Source organism: Streptomyces daqingensis (genome assembly GCF_014645895.1).
Lineage (GTDB): Bacteria > Actinomycetota > Actinomycetes > Streptomycetales > Streptomycetaceae > Streptomyces > Streptomyces daqingensis.
Genome location: NZ_BMMP01000003.1, coordinates 332,951 through 348,464 on the forward strand (window position 1 = coordinate 332,951; position 15,514 = coordinate 348,464).

Consider the following 15,514-nt stretch of genomic DNA (forward strand, 5'->3'; position numbering starts at 1 on the left):
ACATCCGTGTACGAGTGGTCATGCCCGCCCCTCTAGACTCGGCTGTCGGCACTCTGCGCAGCGAAAGCCAATCGGAAGCACGGGAAATGATGTCCGCACCCAATAAGTCCTACGACCCTGTCGAGGTCGAGGCGCTCAAACCGGAAGTGATCGACCAGGCCAAGGCCGAGGCGCTCGCCGCCGTCGCCGCCGCCGGTGATCTCGAAGAGCTGCGTGAGGTGAAGGCCGCCCACGCCGGTGACCGATCCCCGCTGGCACTCGCCAACCGCGAGATCGGCGCGCTGCCTCCGCACGCCAAGGCCGAGGCCGGCAAGCGCGTCGGCCAGGCCCGCGGGGCCGTCGGGCAGGCGCTCAAGCAGCGGCAGGAGGAGCTCGAGCGCGAGCGCGACGAGCGCGTGCTCGTCGAGGAGGCCGTCGACGTCACGCTGCCCTACGACCGCATGCCCGCAGGGGCCCGCCACCCGCTGACGACGTTCTCCGAGCGCGTCGAGGACATCTTCGTCGCGATGGGGTACGAGGTCGCCGAGGGACCCGAGGTCGAGGCCGAGTGGTTCAACTTCGACGCCCTCAACATCGCCCCCGACCATCCCGCGCGCACCATGCAGGACACCTTCTTCGTGAAGGCCGGCCAGGGCGCCGGGAACGGCGGGGAGTCCGCCGGGGACGAGGAGGGGGAGAGCGGCGTCGTGCTGCGCACCCACACCTCGCCCGTGCAGATCCGCACGATGCTGGAGCGCCGGCCGCCCCTGTACGTCATCTGCCCCGGCCGCGTCTTCCGCACCGACGAACTGGACGCCACGCACACCCCCGTCTTCACGCAGGTCGAACTCCTCGCCGTGGACGAGGGCCTGACGATGGCCGACCTCAAGGGCACCCTCGACCACATGGTGCGCGAGCTGTTCGGCGAGGGCGTCCACACGAGGCTGCGTCCCAACTACTTCCCGTTCACCGAGCCTTCGGCCGAGATGGACATGGTCTGCTACCGCTGCCACGGCGCGTCCGTCGGCGACCCGGACCGCCCGTGCCGCACCTGCTCCAGCGAGGGCTGGATCGAGCTGGGCGGCTGCGGGATGGTCAACCCCCGTGTCCTGACGGCCTGCGGCGTGGACCCGGAGAAGTACAGCGGGTTCGCCTTCGGATTCGGGATCGAGCGGATGATGATGTTCCGCCACAACGTCGAGGACATGCGAGACATGGTCGAGGGTGACGTGCGCTTCACCAGGCCGTTCGGGATGGAGATCTGATGCGCGCCCCGCTTTCGTGGCTGCGAGAGTACGTAGAGCTGCCCGCCGGCGAGACGGGCCGGGACGTCGCGGCGAAGCTGATCGAGGCCGGCCTGGAGGTCGAGACCGTCGAGAAGCTCGGCGCCGGGCTGAAGGGCCCGCTCGTCGTCGGCAAGGTCCTCGCCATCGAGGAGCTGACCGGCTTCAAGAAGCCCATCCGCTACTGCCAGGTGGACGTGGGGCAGTCCAACAGCACCGGCGAGCCGCAGAACATCGTCTGCGGCGCCACCAACTTCGCCGTCGGCGACAAGGTCGTCGTCGTGCTGCCCGGCGCGGTGCTGCCCGGTGACTTCGCCATCAGCGCCCGCAAGACCTACGGCAAGGTCTCCGAGGGCATGATCTGCTCCGCCGCCGAGCTGGGCATGGGCGACGACCACGGGGGCATCATCGTCCTCCCGCCCGAGTACGAGCCGGGTACCGACGCCATCGAGCTGCTCGAACTCGTCGACGAGGTACTCGACATCGCGGTCACGCCCGACCGCGGCTACTGCCTGTCCATGCGCGGCATCGCCCGCGAGACGGCGACGGCGTACGGCCAGCAGCTCCGCGACCCGGCGCTGCTGGACGTCCCCTCGCCCAACGAGCACGGCTTCCGCGTCGAGGTGGCCGACCCGAAGGGGTGCGACCGCTTCTCGGCCCGTACGGTCACCGGTCTGCGCCCCGACGCCAGGTCGCCGATCTGGCTGCAGCGGCGGCTGCAGAAGGCCGGGATGCGCCCGGTCTCGCTGCCCGTCGACATCACCAACTACGTGATGCTGGAGCTGGGTTCGCCCCTGCACGCATACGACAGGGAGCGGCTGCACGGGCACATCAGCGTCCGCCGTGCCGCACCCGGCGAGCGGTTGACGACCCTGGACGGCGGCAAGCGCAAGCTGGACCCGGAGGACCTGGTCATCGCCGACGAGCAGGGCCCGATCGGGCTCGCCGGCGTGATGGGCGGCGTCAACAGCGAGATCGCCGACCCAGAGCAGGACCCGGCGACAGGCGAGTGGCGCGGCACCACCGAAGTCGTCGTGGAGGCCGCGCACTTCGACCCGGTCACCGTGGCGCGCACCAGCCGCCGCCACAAGATCTCCTCGGAGGCGTCGCGCCGCTTCGAGCGCGGCGTCGACCCGGAGGCGGCGGCAGCGGCGGCGCAGCGCACCGTCGACCTCCTGGTGCTGCTGGCCGGCGGCACCGCGGAGGCGGGCGTCACCGAGTTCGCCGCTCCGCACGGGCCGCGCACCATCAAGATCGACGCGGGGCACCCGGACCGCGTCGCGGGCGTCGCCTACGGCCGGGAGGCGGTCGTACGCCGGCTGCAGCAGGTGGGCTGCGACGTCTACGGGCAGGACGAGCTGACCGTCACCGTGCCGTCGTGGCGGTCCGACCTGACGGACCCCAACGACCTCGCGGAAGAGGTCATCCGCCTGGAGGGGTACGAGAACCTGCCCTCCACGCTGCCCCGTCCGCCCGCCGGCCGGGGCCTCACCGAGCGGCAGCGGCTGCTGCGGCGGACGGGCCGCGCGCTGGCCGGTGCCGGATACGTCGAGGCCCTCGACTACCCCTTCGTGGGGGCCGCCTCCTTCGACCAGCTCGGCCTGCCCGAGGACGACCCGCGCCGCCGCACCGTCACCCTGGTCAACCCCCTCTCCGACGAGGAACCGGGGATGCGCACCACGCTGCTGCCCGGGCTCCTCGCCACGCTGCGCCGCAACGAGGGGCGCGGCAGCCAGGGCGGCCAGGGCGGTCTCGCCCTGTTCGAGACGGGCCTCGTCTTCCGGCCGACGGGCGCCGAGACCCGCGCCACGCGGCTGCGCGTCGACGCACGCCCCGGCGACGAGGAGATCGCAGCGCTCGGGGACGCCCTTCCCGAGCAGCCGCGGCACGTCGCCACCGTGCTGGCGGGCCAGCGCGAGACCAGCGGCTGGTGGGGCAAGGGACGTGCGGCCGAGTGGGCGGACGCCGTCGAGTCGGCCCGTACCGTCGCCCGCGAGGCAGGTGTGGAGTTGACCGTCCGCAACGCGCAGTACGACCCCTGGCACCCGGGGCGCTGCGCCGCGCTGTACGTGACACACGACGGCGCCGAGGTGCTGGCGGGACACGCCGGCGAGCTGCACCCGCGCGTGGTCAAGGCGATGGGGCTTCCGGAGCGCACCAGCGCCATGGAGCTCGACCTGGACCTCCTCGGGCGGGCGGGCGGCGGCGTCGTCCCGGCGCCGCGTGTCTCCGGATTCCCGGTGGCGACGCGGGACGTGGCGCTCGTCGTGGACGAGTCCGTGCCCGCGGCGGAGGTGGAGTCGGCTCTGCGCGGCGGCGCGGGCGAACTCCTGGAGTCGGTGCGCCTGTTCGACGTCTTCACAGGTGAGCAGCTCGGCGAGGGCAAGAAGTCGCTGGCGTACGCCCTGCGCTTCCGCGCCGCCGACCGCACCCTCAAGGCGGAGGAGGCCTCCGCCGCCCGGGACGCGGCCGTCGCGGCGGCCGTGGAACGCACCGGCGCGGTGCTGAGGGGCGCCGAAGCGGGGCCGGAGGCTCCGGCGGGCTGACGCCCCTGATCGCCGGATACCGGCGCTCGCCTGACGCGGCGGTGGCGCGGACGTTCCGAAGGGGACGCTCCGCACCACCGCCGCTGTGGTTCGGTCACGCATGCTGCTGCGGGCGCACCGCTGTCCCGCCGTGCCCGCTCCGGGGCTGTGCACGCGGTGAACTCACGAGTCCGCCGGCCCGTCGAAGGGCGCACAAGGTGAGCGCGCGGACTGAAGTCCGGGCGCCTCCGCCGTAGTTCGCACGACCGTGCGCACCGCACGCCCTGACTCTCACTCAATCGAGTGAGGTATCGCGGACCCGGGGCCTCCGCCTCCCGGCCTCGACCACCATCGTGCTGATCGCAGAGCTAGGGTGCACGCCGCTCGCTGAACCACGAAGATCCAAACGACGCACCCTGGGCGCGGGAGGGGAGCCGAGCGACAGCACGGGTGAGGCGGGTGACCGCCTCACAGGCCGGAGGGACCGCCGTATGACCGCACACCGGGCAGCGAGCGACGACGTCAGGACTCCTGAACGTGCCGGTCCTGCTGCGGAGGCGTCCGGCCTCCACCGGCACTTCTCCGTCAGGCTTCTCGTGGGCCGTCTCGCGCCTGCCCTGTGGGTCGCCGGGGTCATGCTCTGGGAGTGCAGCCTCCCCGAGGGGACGCACGTCCTCGCGCTGCTGGCGGCCACCCCCGCCCTCGCCTGCGCCGGCAGCGCGGGCCGGTCGGGCATCTGGGTGGGCGGCGCGTGCGCGCTCCTCGCGCTCTACCCCCTCGGACTGTGCCCGGGCGACCAGCAGTTCGGCGGCCGGGCCGCGACGACCGCCGCCATCCTCTGCGTCGCGATGGCCAGTTGCTATGCGGTGCGCCGCCGGACACGGCTCGCCGACGAGCTGGCGAGCACCCGCGAAGTCGCCACCGCTGCACAACAGGCGCTGATAAGGCCGCTGCCCCCGCGTATCGAGGGTTTCACGCTGGCGGGCGCGTATCTCTCCGCCGCCCGCTGCGCGGCGGTCGGCGGCGATCTGTACGACGTGGCCGCCACCGCTCACGGCGTGCGCGTCGTCATCGGCGACGTACGGGGCCACGGGCTGGGCGCGGTCAGCACGGTCGCCGCCGTGCTCGGCGCCTTCCGCGAGGCGGCGCACGACGAGAGTGAACTGGCGCAGGTGCTGCGCCGTCTGGAGAGGGCCCTCGACCGGCATCTGAACTGCCGCGGACTCTCCGCGCCGGGGAAGGGCGCCCCGGGTCCGGCGCAGGTGCCGGTGGCCTCGGCTTCCGCGGCAGCCGACGGATACGACGACGCCGACGAGGAGTTCGTGACGGTCCTGCTGCTGGAGGTCCGCGCCGACGGCTCCGTCACGGTGCTCAACTGCGGCCACCCGTGGCCCTACCGGCTCTCCCAGGAGCGTGACGGGGCACCGGTCGTCGAACCCGTGGCGGAAGGCGAACCGCTGCCCCCGCTCGGGCTGCTGCCGCTGCCGCCGGGGCCACCGCGACCGCTGCGGCTCCAACTCCCGCCCGGCGAGACGCTGTTCCTCTACACGGACGGAGCGGAGGACGCCCGTGACCGGTCCGGGGAGTTCTTCCCGCTGCCGGAGGTGCTGCGTGCCGCTGTCACGGAGAGGACGCGCGCGGTACCCCCGATTCCGGCGGCTCCGGCCGAGGTCGTCGGCCGCGTACGGCACGAACTGCTCGGCCACACGCGCACCCGGCTGCCGGATGACGTTGCGCTTCTCGCGCTGCGCAACGACCGGTGCCGGGTGCACGGGCAGGCACAGGGACCCGGCAGGGAACGGGTCGCCGTGCGGCTGCCGTGCTCGTGCCGTGAGCCCTCCGCGGTCGGTGGGGGCGGTCAGCTGTAGGCGTAGAAGCCCGCGCCGGCCTTACGTCCCAGCCGTCCCGCGTCCACCATCCGCTGCAGCAGCGGGGGAGCGGCGTACAGGGGCTCCTTGAACTCCTCGTACATGGAGTAGGCGACGGACGCGACGGTGTCCAGGCCGATGAGGTCGGTCAGCTTGAGGGGGCCCATCGGGTGGGCGCAGCCCATCTCCATGCCGTTGTCGATGTCCTCGCGGCTCGCGATCCCCGACTCGAACATGCGGATCGCCGAGAGCAGGTACGGGATGAGCAGCGCGTTGACGACGAAGCCGGAGCGGTCCTGCGCGCGGATCGTGTGCTTGCCGAGGAGACCGGTCACCGCGGCCTCGGCCCGCTTGATCGTTTCTTCGGCGGTGGTGAGTGCCGGGATGATCTCCACGAGCTGCTGTACCGGGGCGGGGTTGAAGAAGTGGATCCCGATGACCTGGTCCGGACGGGACGTGGCGACCGCGAGCTTGACCAGCGGGATCGAGGAGGTGTTGGACGCGAGGATGGCGTCGCTTCGGGTGACGACCTGGTCGAGCACCTGGAAGATCTCCGTCTTCACCTGCTCGTTCTCGATCACGGCCTCCACGACGAGGTCGCGGTCGGCGAAGTCTCCGAGGTCCGTGGTGAAGGCGAGCCGGTCGAGCGTGACGTCCCTCTCCTCCTCGGTGATCTTGCCTCGCTGGGCGGCCTTGCCGAGGGAGTTCACAAGCCGGGTGCGGCCGAGCTCCAGCGCTTCGCCCGTGGTCTCGGCGACCATGACGTCCAGACCTGCCCGCGCGCACACCTCGGCGATGCCGGCGCCCATCTGGCCGCAGCCCACCACTCCGACGCGTTCGATGTCCGTCACCTCGTGCCTTTCGCTGATCCTGTGGTCCAGGGCGGCGCGGGCATGCGCGGCCGTCCCCTCAGAGTCCCCGTACGCCGCCCGACGTTACCCCCCGCGCCCGGTCCTCGTGGAGCGGGGGCGACGGCGGGCGCGGGGGGTTGTCCGTACGCGGTCAGCGCGACAGCATCGGCGAATCGGTCTCCGCCGCAGCGAGGGACTATGGAGCCAGGGACCGCGGCTCACCGGACGGCAGGGCGACGAGGACGCAGGGGGAAGCACATGCGACGGATCACGCGGAGGAGCTTCGCCGCGGGCACGGCGGGAGCGGCCGGGACGCTGTGGGGCGTCACCGGCTCGACCAACGCCCGCGCGGCTGCATACGACCGCAAGCGGCTCAGCGGCGGTGCCCGCCACGGAGGCGGACACCGGGACGTACGCGGCATGTGGATCGCGACCGTCGACAACCGCGACTGGCCCAGCGAATCCGGCCTCTCCCCGAAGGAGCAGCAGGCGGAGCTGGTCGGGCATCTGGAGACGGCGTGCCGCCGCCGCCTCGACACGGTCTACCTCCAGGTCCGCCCGACCGCTGACGCGTTGTGGCCCTCGCGGTACGAACCGTGGTCGCAGTGGCTGACCGGCACCCAGGGCAAGGAGCCGGGCTGGGACCCGCTGCGTTTCGCCGTCCGCGAGGCGCACCGGCGGGATCTGGCCGTCGAGGCGTGGTTCAACCCGTACCGCATCGCGCTGCACGATGATCCCGGGAAGCTCGTCGCCGGGCATCCCGCGCGCAGGCACCCGGAGTGGGTCGTCCCCTACGGTGGCAAGCTCTACTACAACCCGGGGCTGCCGCAGGTCAGGCGCTTCGTGCAGGACGCCATGCTGGACGCGGTGGTGCGCTACGACATCGACGCCGTCCACTGGGACGACTACTTCTACCCCTACCCGGTGCCCGGCGAGACCTTCGACGACAGCGACGCCTTCGAGCAGTACGGCAAGGACTTCCCCGACCTCGCGTCCTGGCGCCGCAACAACATCGACCTGCTGGTGAGGGAGTTCGCCCACCGCGTGCACCGCGTCAAACCGCGGCTTCCTTTCGGCGTCTCGCCCTTCGGGGTCTGGCGCAACAGGACGAGCGATCCCGCCGGTTCGGACACCGCCGCGCAGGTGCAGAGCTACGACGACAACTTCGCGGACACCCGCCGCTGGGTGCGGGAGGGCTGGATCGACTACATCCTCCCGCAGATCTACTGGCACATGGGCTTCGAGGACGCCGACTACGCGAAGCTGGCGCCCTGGTGGGCGGAGACCGTACGCGGCACCGGCACGCGCCTGTACCTCGGTGAGGCGCTGTACAAGGCGGGCGACCCGGCTCAGCCGGAGGCCTGGCAGGATCCCGCAGAGCTGTCGCGGCACCTCACGCTCTGCAAGTCGCTGCCCGAGGTGCGGGGCCACGTCTTCTTCTCCGCGATGGAGGTCGGCGAGGACAAGATCGGTGCGATGGACCGCGTCGTGGCCGACCACTACACGGCGCGGCGCCGCTGAAACAGCCCTTGCAGCCCGTGAGTTGAGGACGGGCGGCCTCAGCGGTGCCCGAAGAACTCGAGTTCGGCGATCGCGGGCCGCCGCCCCGGACGCGCTCCGTAGGCGTCCTCGACCGCGACGGTGACCTGTACGACGTCCGAGCCGCGTACGTCGAAACTCTGGTCGCCCGCCTGGTCCTTGAGGCGGATCGGCTTGGTGGACCGCTCGCCGGACTCCTTGTGTAGCGTCAGCGTGAGATGCGAGGGCCGCGCCTCCTTCAGGTACTCGTCCTGCTTGGCCGAAGTCCCCGGTGTGACCAGCAACTTGGTCAGGCGGACCGGCTTCTCGAACGACGCGCGCACGTAGTGTCCCGTGAACGTCCCGGCCCGTTCCGGGGCCCAGTAGCGGTTGCTGAGCTTGTCGAACGCGGCGGCTGGTGCGTGGCCCTTAGCGGAGCTGGAAGCGGTGGGCCGGACCACCTGCAGCGCCTCCGGCTTGCCCGTGCTCTGCCGGGCGAAGTCGAAGGCCCCGGCCAGCTCCGCGCGGAAGATCCACGCGAGGCACGCGAGAAGCAGCAGCACCAGCGGCAGCGCGAGTCGCGGACGGGACATCACGCGGTGCCGCGGCCGGCTGCCCGCTTTGCGGCGGCGCTCCGAGCGCGCGCCGAACAGCCGCCGCCACCACGGGAGTTCCCCGGCGGCCGGTGGCGCACCCGCGGTCTGTGCGGGGTTCAGGACGCTGCCGCAGCCGAGACATAGCCGGCGGTCGCCGGGGTTCACCGTGCGGCAGCGGGGACAGGTGCGGGTGGTCCGCGGCGGCTGCGGCGCAGGCCTGCCGGGGGGAGAGGGCGGCGGCTCCTCATGGTGGCGGGGGCCCGTCCCGCCGGAGAGTTCGTCGCCGGGGCGGCGGGGCGCGGCGGCCGCCGGTTCCGGTGCCGCGGCAGGCTGGACGGCTGGAGGGGCCGGGGGAGGCGGGGGCGCTGCGGGCGGGGAGGTACCCGGGGCGGGCCGCGGCACGGGCGGAGTGCCGGCTCTCCCCGGCCCGCCGGCGCGGGACGGCCGTCCGCTCCCTTCCCCTGCTTCCGGGGCGCGGGGCGGAGAGGCGACCGGATCAGGCGAGCCGGGAGAACCGCCGGGCGGCTCCTCGCCGGACGGGCCGGACCGCCCCCGCTCCCGCGGCCGCGGTTCGCCCCGGGCCGTCTGCCCGCCCCGGCCCGCCTGGCCGTCCTGGCCGTCTTCGTCGTCCCAGCCGAGGAACGCCTGGCAGGACGTGCAGAACTGCGTGCCCGGCGGGTTGTGCCGGCCGCATTCGGGACAGGTCGTCACGGTCCCGCTCCCTCCGTCTCGGGCAGGATCTCCAGCTCGTACCGCACGTGTGCCGGAACCTCGGCGGTGATCAGCTTCTCCAGCCGCGCCCGGTTCATCCGGGCGGGTTCGGCGGTGGTCAACCGCACGCGCGCCCACGCTACTTCGTCACCGGGGAGCTCCGCGTCCGGGTCCGCCGACCAGGTGCACGCGCCGCTCTCCGCGATCTCGGGTTCGATGCCGGTCTCGACGCGCAGGGCGGCAGCGAGGCCTTCCGTCGTGCCGCGCCTCCGGTGGCGGACCACCGCGCTGGAGACCACGGCACGCCGCTGGGTGATCGGACGCTCCTCGTCGACCTCCACCGACACCCAACTCGCCAGCCATGTGAGGAAGTCGTCCGGCGCGGTCACGGGATGCAGATGTGCCGGAAGGTTGTCGAGCGTCAGCAGCACCGGTGCCAGCACCTCGTCCAGGGCGCCGAGGAAGCGCCGGAGGAAGTCGTCCTCCACGTACAGGGAGGGAAGCTGGTCCAGCAGCGGGTACGGCGTCGGCAGCCGGGGGACGGAGGCGCGCATGTCAGGCCTCCCGGACGCGGAGCTGGTGCTCGTAGCTGAAGACGAGGGCGTGCCGGTCGAGGGCGATCTTGTCGGTGGCCTCGTCGCGTTCGCCCGTGACCGGGTCGGCGGGGAAGAGCCGCACGTCCTCCACCAGGTCGACGCCGCGCACCCGCTGGAGCACCGCGAAGGCCTCGCCCGAGTGCACCGGACGCCCGAACGGCCAGCCGTGCCCGTCGGGACCTCCGGTGAGCGCGTTGAAGTAGCCGTACAGCGCCGCCAGCGCCTCGTCGCGCAGCCGCTCGTGGGAGGCGCCCCGCACCGCCTGGACGGAGGCGACGACCGTGACGCCCTGGTAGTACGGGGGCCCCACGATGAGCCGGGCGCCGATGGGCCGCCGCGACTCCAGATGCGCTGCGATCGTGGCGAGGGTGTCCTCCGGCGGCTTCAGCTGCCCGAATTCGATACGTCCCAGCGCGTCGCCGCTGCCGGCCGGGACCACCAGCAGCCTTACCCCGCCGCCCTGTTGGCCGGAGGCGTCGCCGCCCTGCCGGGCGTCCTGCCCGTCCGCACCGGAGGCGCCCACCGGGACGCAGCACACGCGGGCGGCGTCCGGGGCGACTTCGGCCGCCAGCTGCTCGTAGTCCGCGGGGACCACCGCGCGGTGCAGCGTACGCAGCGTCATGGGGCCCCGCACGCGGACGTTGTCCATGCTCTCCCCGTCGACGCCGCCCTGGGCGGGACGGCGGTTCTCCACCCGCGCCACGTAGGGCAGCGAACTGCGCAGCACCCGCAGCGCACCGCGGGCCACGTTGCCCGAACTCCCGCCGCCCGTGCGGTAACGCCGTACCCGGACGTGGCATCCCTTGGGCGGCACGGCCCCGTTCAGCCGGAGGCTGCCGTCCCGTTCACGCAGGGCCGGACCGAACTCCACGCGGCCCGAGTTGGGGTCGAGCGTGATGTGCCGGTCGGAGGGAGTGGAGTGCGCGAAGCTGTCGACACGCGTCCACTCCACCCAGCCCTCACCCTCGGCCACCTCGACGGTGAACGGCTCCTCGTCCTGCACCACCGGCGGCCGGGCGACGTGGAACTGCTGCCCCGGAACCCCCTCCGAGAGCCCCAGCGACTCCTCGTGGACGGTCTCGGCGTGCGCGGCCTCGACCGTCCCGCCGATGGTGAACGCCGTCACGCCCCGCACGGTCGGCGACTGCAGATACGTCGGCTGCCCGTCGACCGCCTCCACGAGGCGGCAGCGGACCCAGCCGCCCGCATGTCCGGCGACCGTCGTGACGCCGTGCGTGGCGGGCATGTGCAGGATGACCTCGCCCGCCTTGTTGAAGCCGCCCGTGTCGTCCTTGTCGACGTCGCAGGGCGCCCAGTTCTCGCCGTCCCACGCCTCCCACTGCAGCGGCGGCCGGCGCGGGTCTACGCCGACGCCCTCCACGCGGCAGTCGAGCCGCAGCACCAGCACGCAGCCGGGCACGGGACCGGACAGGCCGATGTACAGGCAGTCGCCGGGCACGGGCGTGGTCTGGAAGCACGTCACGTCCCGCTGGAGCGTCAGCTCCTCCGACCGGTCCGTGGCACGTCCGGAGCCGGGCGACGTCGCCAGGTGCGCGTACGAGCACGGCACCACCGACAGCTCCCGCCGGGTCGTGAAGACCACCGCCTCCTCCGTCTCGGTGCGCAGCGTCGCCACCTCCGTGCCCGCGTGGACGCGCACCGGCTCCGGCTGCGGGGCGGACAGCCAGAACGTCACGTCCGTGCGCGCCGCCGTCGGCGGATACAGCCGCACGCCGATCAGGTCGAGGAAGGCCAGGTAGTTCTTGTCCGGAACCCTGTTGAGGCGGTAGACGAGCTGGTCGACCATCGACGCGAACGCCTCGATCAGCGTCACCCCGGGATCGGACACGTTGTGGTCCGTCCACTCCGGACAGCGCTGCTGCACCAGCCGCTTGGCCTCGTCGACCAGAGTCTGGAAGCGCCGGTCGTCCAGGTTGGGACTGGGGAGCGTCATGCTCCGCCCTCCTCGCGCTGCGGGATCACATAGAACGGGAAGACGAGGTTGCGCGGATCGTTGGTGCCGCGCACCGCGTAGCTGATGTCGATGTAGAGGACGCCGTCGTCGGCGCCGTCGAACCGCACGGCCACGTCCGCGACTTCGATACGGGGCTCCCAGCGCTCCAGCGCCAGACGCACCTCGTACGACAGCTGCCCGGCGGTGGCCGCGTCAGCAGGAGCGAAGACGTACTCGCCCAGCGCGCAGCCGAATTCGGGCCGCATGGGCCGCTCACCGGGGGAGGTGCCCAGCACGATCCTGATGGCCTCCTCGATCTCCCGGTCACCCCCCACCAGGGCGATGCTTCCGGTCGCGTCGGTACGGGGCGGGAACGCCCAGCCGCGGCCGACGAACTGCTGCGCCACCTCATCCTCCGATCAGGACGGTCGGGCACCCGGACGTGACGGCGGCGCCACAGCCGGCCTTGTCGCCGACGCGTGCCGCGGGCTTGCCTCCGATGAGGACGCTCGAACTCCCGGGCCCCACAAGGGGACCGGGCGGATGGGCGGCGGGCGACGCGCACTGGTGCGAGGTGCCCACGGTCGCGGCGGGCCTGCCGCCGACGAGCACGCTGGGAACGCCGGGGGGACCGACGGTGCCGGGGTGCCCGGTGGGGTCGCCGACGCGTGCTGCTTGGGGCACTGGCTCTCCTCCTGTTCTCCGCGCGGGAGTCCCGGGGGACTCCCGCGCGGCTCGGCCGGGCTCGAAGGGGCTCGCAGGATCGCTTCAGGCACTCAGTTCAGGCGCACCATGGGCGCGTTGACGGTGACGGTCTGACCGCCCTTGACCTCGGTGCGGGTGTCGCCGGACACGGTCACCCGGCCGCCCTTGACCTCCATGGCGCCGCCGGTCGTGAGCTTGACGCCGCCGCTGCCGCCGTCGACGTCCACGCCGCCGCGCGAGGTCAACTTCACGGAGCTCCCCGAGAGTTCGAGAGCGCCGTCCCCCGCGTCGAGAGCGACTCCGTTCCCTGCCTCGATCGACACCTTCTCCTTCGCGTCGATCTGGACGGTTCCGTCGCTGTGCAGGACGATCGTCGTGCCCTTGCGGTCCAGAGCGAGCTTCAGCTTGCCGTCGCCCGTCACCAGCCGCACGCCCTGCGCACCGTTGGCGGCGTCCAGGACCTCCAGCTTGTTGCCGCTCTTGGAGCCGAACGCCCGCTTGTTGACCTTGCCGGTGGTCGGGTCGACGGACTCGCCGTCCTCGTTCCCGGAACCGCCTCCCGCGCCGCCGGGGCCCCCGGCAGCCGTCACACCGCCGCCACCGGCACCGCCTCCGGCGCCCGCTCCTCCACCTCCTCCGGGCTTGTCCTGCCCGTTGTAGAGCGCCGCCAGGACGAACGGCCGGTCCAGGAAGCCCTGTTCGAAGCCGACCAGCACCTCGTCGTCCACCTCCGGGATGAACGCCTCGCCCCCGCCCGTGCCGCCCGCCTGCGCCGTACGGGCCCAGTCGCTCGCGTACTCGTCGGACAGCCACGGGAAGCGGACCTTGACCCTGCCGAGGCCCTCCGGGTCCTTGGTGTCGGTGACCGTGCCGTTCACCAGCCCCGTGCAGCGTGCACCGCCCGCTGCTCCCCGCCCGTCGTTGCCGGTCAGGCCGAACAGCGTCCGCTCCTGCTGGCCGGAGACCGTCACCCACGTCTCGTAGCCGCGCCGGGAGTCGAAGACGTGCCGGGAGGAGGTGACGGTGTAGCGGCCCTCGAAGGGCGCGCCGACACCCGCCAGCGTGACCGCTCCGCCCGCCCGCACCTGCGGATTACCCCGGATGACGGCCTCCAGCTCGGCGAAGGACCCGGCGATGCGCTCCGCGACGGCCTTCGCCGCCTGGTCCACCTCGGCCTGCGTGCCGTACGCGGCGTCGCTGACGACGAAGCCGGCCTCACCGAACGGTTCGGTGACCTGCGCGGCGGTCACGCCCAGTTCCAGCGTGCCCGTCTTGCCCGCGGGCGCCCGCCCCACCAGTGCCTGCTTGGCCTTCACGTCCCAGCCCCGCACCTCGACGGTGGAGACCTGCTCCGCCGCGGACACCGCCGCCCGGCAGCGCAGCAGGTTGTCGCCCATCTCCAGCACGAGTGGTTCGCGGGCGGCCCGCGCCGAGACGCCCGGCGCACCGGCCGCCTCGGCGGGCTTCGTGATGTGCACCTGCCCGTCGGCGACGTGCATCTGCGCACCCGCCTCCTCGGCGAGAGCACGCAGGAACTCCCAGTCGGAGATGTTGGGTTGGGCCACGTGCTCGCGTACAGGCCCGGCGACGTCGACCTTGCCGGGCCTCAACCCCGCACGCTGCGCGACGCGGGCGCAGATGTCGGAGAGCGTCATGTTCTGGTAGCTGGCGACCTGGCGGCCGCGGAAGAGGCGGTACGACTCGTCCAGGCCGCGCACCACCGTGAACGTCCCGGTGTCGTCGATCTCCAGCTCCAAGGCGGTGACGGTGCCCGTCAGCAGCGGTTGAGTGGACGTGCTCCCCGCCCTGGCCAGCAGCCGCACCGGCGTACCCACCTTGACGCCCGCCTTCTCCAGCAGCGTCCGGCTCGGATCGCGGAAGCGGAGCACGAACAGGTCGGGCAGCGTGCGGCTGTCGTCGACGTACCCCTCGACGAGGGTGTTCGCCAACGCGGGCTGCAGCGCGCGCCCTTCGAACTCCACCACCACCGACTTCGCGACGCTCTGTCCGGCCATGACCCCGCCTCACCTCCCCGCGGTGCCGGTGCCGAGGGCCGCGCCGGAGTACCGCGGAGGGACACCCGAGGGCAGGGCGGGGTTCCCCGGACGTCCCGGCAGGGCTTCCCGGCCGGCCTCCCGGAGCGGCTGCGGACCGTGCGGCGCGGACTGGAGGCGGTCCAGCTCGTCCAGAGCCGGCAGCAGCAACTCCCGTCCACCGGCCAGGCGCATCGGATCGTCGATGCCGTTGGCCTCGGCGATCACGCGCCACGCCGTCGGATCGCCGTACTCCTGCCAGGCCAGGTGCGGAAGCGTGTCGCCCGTCTGCACCCGGTGTACCCGACGGGCGTGGAGGGAGCCCGACGTGGGGTTCTGGCCGGGCGTCTCACCGGTGATCTCCTCCATCGTCACCTGGCACACCGCCCGGATCGGCACCCCGGACGTGGTGAACAGCGTGTACTTCACCTGCACTTGGCTGACGTAACCGGGGAAGCCGGTGAGACCGCCCCAGTGGAAGACGACCCACGGAGGTGACGAACGCTGCTGCTGCCGCGTCTCGCTCGTCGGCACGCAGCAGGCGAAGAGCTGCTCCACCGACTTCACGACGCTGCTGTCCTGCGTGTCGCTCGCGTCGAAGAACATCTCCACCGTGAGCTTGCTGGGCTGCGGCCCCTGGTACTCCGGCGGGCCGGCGCTCTTCGCCCCCTTTGCCGGGCTGCGCTTCCACGCCGCCGCCTTGGTCAGGCTCAACTCCTTCGGATTGAACTGGAAGTCGATGCGCCCGCACGGACCGCCCGGCGTGAGGCTGCCCCCGGGCGGCGGCGTACGCAGCTCCAGGTACGCGTGCTCCAACTTCGGCCTGCCGCCTGCCGCCCGGGCGGCGGCACCGCCACCCGAAGCGGCGGCGCTGAACGCGACCGGCGTGCTCATC

Annotated in this window: 12 protein-coding genes; 4 read left to right on the plus strand and 8 right to left on the minus strand. The window is 72.6% G+C overall.

Annotation, left to right across the window (positions count from 1 at the left end; all coding sequences use genetic code 11):
• Positions 1–89 precede the first annotated feature (89 nt).
• The 3 genes from pheS (at position 90) to IEY56_RS06510 (ending at position 5,655) form a co-directional block, all read left to right on the plus strand.
• Complete coding sequence (gene pheS / locus IEY56_RS06500; protein WP_189036100.1) at positions 90–1,244, plus strand: phenylalanine--tRNA ligase subunit alpha; 1,155 nt, start codon at positions 90–92, stop codon at positions 1,242–1,244.
• Positions 1,244–3,808, plus strand: coding sequence for a phenylalanine--tRNA ligase subunit beta (pheT, locus tag IEY56_RS06505; protein ID WP_189036101.1), 2,565 nt, complete (start codon positions 1,244–1,246; stop codon positions 3,806–3,808). The genes pheS and pheT overlap by 1 nt, the downstream gene beginning before the upstream one ends.
• A gap of 470 nt (positions 3,809–4,278) precedes the next feature.
• Positions 4,279–5,655 carry a PP2C family protein-serine/threonine phosphatase gene (locus IEY56_RS06510; RefSeq protein WP_189036102.1) on the plus strand — a complete coding sequence of 459 codons (1,377 nt, stop codon included), beginning with the start codon at positions 4,279–4,281 and terminating at the stop codon, positions 5,653–5,655.
• Here the strand turns inward: IEY56_RS06510 and IEY56_RS06515 are convergent.
• On the minus strand, positions 5,646–6,506 hold the full coding sequence (locus IEY56_RS06515; protein WP_189036103.1) for a 3-hydroxybutyryl-CoA dehydrogenase: 861 nt from the start codon (positions 6,504–6,506) through the stop codon (positions 5,646–5,648). The two genes, IEY56_RS06510 and IEY56_RS06515, sit on opposite strands and share 10 nt — an antisense overlap.
• Before the next feature lie 258 nt (positions 6,507–6,764).
• Here IEY56_RS06515 and IEY56_RS06520 point away from each other — a divergent pair, with 258 nt between their 5' ends.
• Positions 6,765–8,027: a glycoside hydrolase family 10-like protein gene (locus tag IEY56_RS06520; protein ID WP_189036104.1), complete on the plus strand. Its 1,263-nt coding sequence runs from the start codon at positions 6,765–6,767 to the stop codon at positions 8,025–8,027.
• A 38-nt stretch (positions 8,028–8,065) separates the two neighbouring features.
• Here IEY56_RS06520 and IEY56_RS06525 read toward each other — a convergent pair whose 3' ends face one another.
• The 7 genes from IEY56_RS06525 to IEY56_RS06555 form a co-directional block, all read right to left on the minus strand.
• Positions 8,066–8,617 (minus strand): NADase-type glycan-binding domain-containing protein, encoded by a 552-nt coding sequence (locus IEY56_RS06525; RefSeq protein ID WP_189036105.1) that lies wholly within the window; start codon positions 8,615–8,617, stop codon positions 8,066–8,068.
• A 710-nt stretch (positions 8,618–9,327) separates the two neighbouring features.
• Positions 9,328–9,885: a phage tail protein gene (locus tag IEY56_RS06530; protein WP_189036106.1), complete on the minus strand. Its 558-nt coding sequence runs from the start codon at positions 9,883–9,885 to the stop codon at positions 9,328–9,330.
• A 1-nt stretch (position 9,886) separates the two neighbouring features.
• Complete coding sequence (locus IEY56_RS06535; RefSeq protein WP_189036107.1) at positions 9,887–11,881, minus strand: putative baseplate assembly protein; 1,995 nt, start codon at positions 11,879–11,881, stop codon at positions 9,887–9,889.
• Positions 11,878–12,288, minus strand: a complete 411-nt coding sequence (locus IEY56_RS06540) for a GPW/gp25 family protein (protein WP_189036108.1) — start codon at positions 12,286–12,288, stop codon at positions 11,878–11,880. The genes IEY56_RS06535 and IEY56_RS06540 overlap by 4 nt, the downstream gene beginning before the upstream one ends.
• 1 nt (position 12,289) lies before the next feature.
• A complete protein-coding gene (locus tag IEY56_RS06545) occupies positions 12,290–12,565 on the minus strand; it encodes a PAAR domain-containing protein (protein ID WP_045865545.1) in 276 nt (91 codons plus the stop codon).
• Between the two features lie 92 nt (positions 12,566–12,657).
• The gene (locus IEY56_RS06550) at positions 12,658–14,601 is read right to left on the minus strand and encodes a VgrG-related protein (protein WP_189036109.1); all 1,944 of its coding nucleotides are present in this window, start codon (positions 14,599–14,601) and stop codon (positions 12,658–12,660) included.
• A gap of 9 nt (positions 14,602–14,610) precedes the next feature.
• The gene (locus tag IEY56_RS06555) at positions 14,611–15,513 is read right to left on the minus strand and encodes a CIS tube protein (protein ID WP_229711659.1); all 903 of its coding nucleotides are present in this window, start codon (positions 15,511–15,513) and stop codon (positions 14,611–14,613) included.
• Position 15,514: the final 1 nt, after the last annotated feature.